Origin of the sequence: Brachyspira catarrhinii (assembly GCF_005518285.1) — a bacterium.
Taxonomy (GTDB): domain Bacteria; phylum Spirochaetota; class Brachyspiria; order Brachyspirales; family Brachyspiraceae; genus Brachyspira; species Brachyspira catarrhinii.
Genome location: NZ_SJDU01000430.1, coordinates 1 through 1,764 on the forward strand (window position 1 = coordinate 1; position 1,764 = coordinate 1,764).

2 protein-coding genes are annotated in these 1,764 nt (G+C 29.0%); both read left to right on the plus strand.

Translation table 11 applies throughout. The features are described 5' to 3' along the window. Positions 1-140 precede the first annotated feature (140 nt). Positions 141-665: a hypothetical protein gene (locus tag EZH24_RS11190; RefSeq protein WP_137999185.1), complete on the plus strand. Its 525-nt coding sequence runs from the start codon at positions 141-143 to the stop codon at positions 663-665. Positions 666-808: 143 nt separating this feature from the next. Continuing rightward, the coding region (gene coaBC / locus EZH24_RS11195; RefSeq protein WP_137999186.1) for a bifunctional phosphopantothenoylcysteine decarboxylase/phosphopantothenate--cysteine ligase CoaBC at positions 809-1,764 on the plus strand (956 nt) is incomplete at its 3' end.

The window sequence follows — 1,764 nt, forward strand, 5'->3', positions numbered from 1 at the left end:
AATAATATAAACAATATTTTATTAAATTGCAATAGTTAATATTATTCCGTTAATAGTCGAAAATATATATAAATATTTTTTATTCTAATATATAATAGATAGAAATTTTTTATCATAATATTTTTAAGGGGTTAGTCAAAGTGAGATTATATTTTACTTTTATATTATTATTTTTGATTTCATGCGCTTCAAATACGAAGGTTCATCATAAAAATTATGACGATATATGGGTAAGGAAAGTTAGAGGAAAAAGCGTAGTCGCTCCAAACGGATATTTATACACTTTTATGGATAACGGGAGCGTGGAATACGGAATTAACGGAAAGAAAATGGGAATAGGTTTTTTCGTTTATGCGGAAAATGAAAATAAAGCCTACTATTACGAAAGAATTTCTTTAGACAATATAGCTTATAATATTCAAGCGGCTGTTCCAAAAACAAATGTATGTATGTATGTGAGTTTCATTCTTTCAAACGACAATATAAAAATGACTTCTGGATATACGAAAGATTATTACGCGAGACTATCCGCTTGGAAAAAATCCAATTTAAATATGTTCGGAGTATTGCGAGAAGGAAAAGATATGTCCGAATATCCGATTCCTTATATAAACGAAATTAATTTTAATAATTTTATAGAATTTGGCAAATTGAAAACATATTAAATATAAAGTCTCTAATTTTATCTATTTTACATAAAAATATTTTTTATTTTTTATCATATATTATTTGTAATTATGGATTTATTTTTATATAATATTTATGTATAATAGTATATAATAAATAAACTTTAATTTGCGGGCAGTTTATGAGAATATTAATTGCAATAACAAGTTCCATATCGGCATACAAAATTCCCGTTCTTGTCAGTATGTTGAAAAAGCAGGGGCATGAAATAATTTGCGCCGTGACTAAAAACGCAGAAAATATGGTTGGAGTTAAAGCTTTGGAAACTATGAGCGGAAATCATGTCATAAGAAATATTTGGAAAGAAGAGGACCCGCTTATACATATAAATATCAATAAAAAAACTGACGCTTTATTGATAGCCCCGATAGACTCCAATATGATAGGAAAAATTGCAAACGGAATATATGACGACAGCATAAGCACAATCGCATGCGCGTATACGGGAAGAAAATTATTTGCCCCAGCGATGAATCCTTATATGTGGCTTAATAAAACCGTTCAAAAAAATGTGAAATATATGATAGAAGAATTGAATTACGAAATCATAGAGCCAGAAAGAGGAGCTATGGCTTGCGAAGAGGACGGAGTCGGAAGGCTCGCTTCTTTTGAAACTATAATAAATAAATTAACAAATAATAAATACGGCAATATAAGATTTACGATAACGGCAGGAGCTACTAAAGAATGGATAGACCCGATAAGATATATAACGAATAGTTCGAGCGGAAAAATGGGAGAGGCTTTATATAATCAAATAAACTCGGGAAACGGAAATATTACTTATATAGAGGGAAGTGTTTTATATCCTTTAACGGTTCATTCTAATAATTCTAAAAATAAAAAAATAAAAGTCGACACTACCGAAGAATTAAAATATACCGTTTTAAGCGAATTAAAAAATACCGATATACTATTTATGGCGGCGGCTCCTTTGGATTTCAAACCAACGAAAACATTCGATAAAAAAATAAAAAAGCAAAATATAAACAATATAGAACTTATACAAAACGAAGATATACTCGCTCTTACTAAAGATAAAAAATTAAAAAACTGTTTAATAGTTTCATTTGCCGC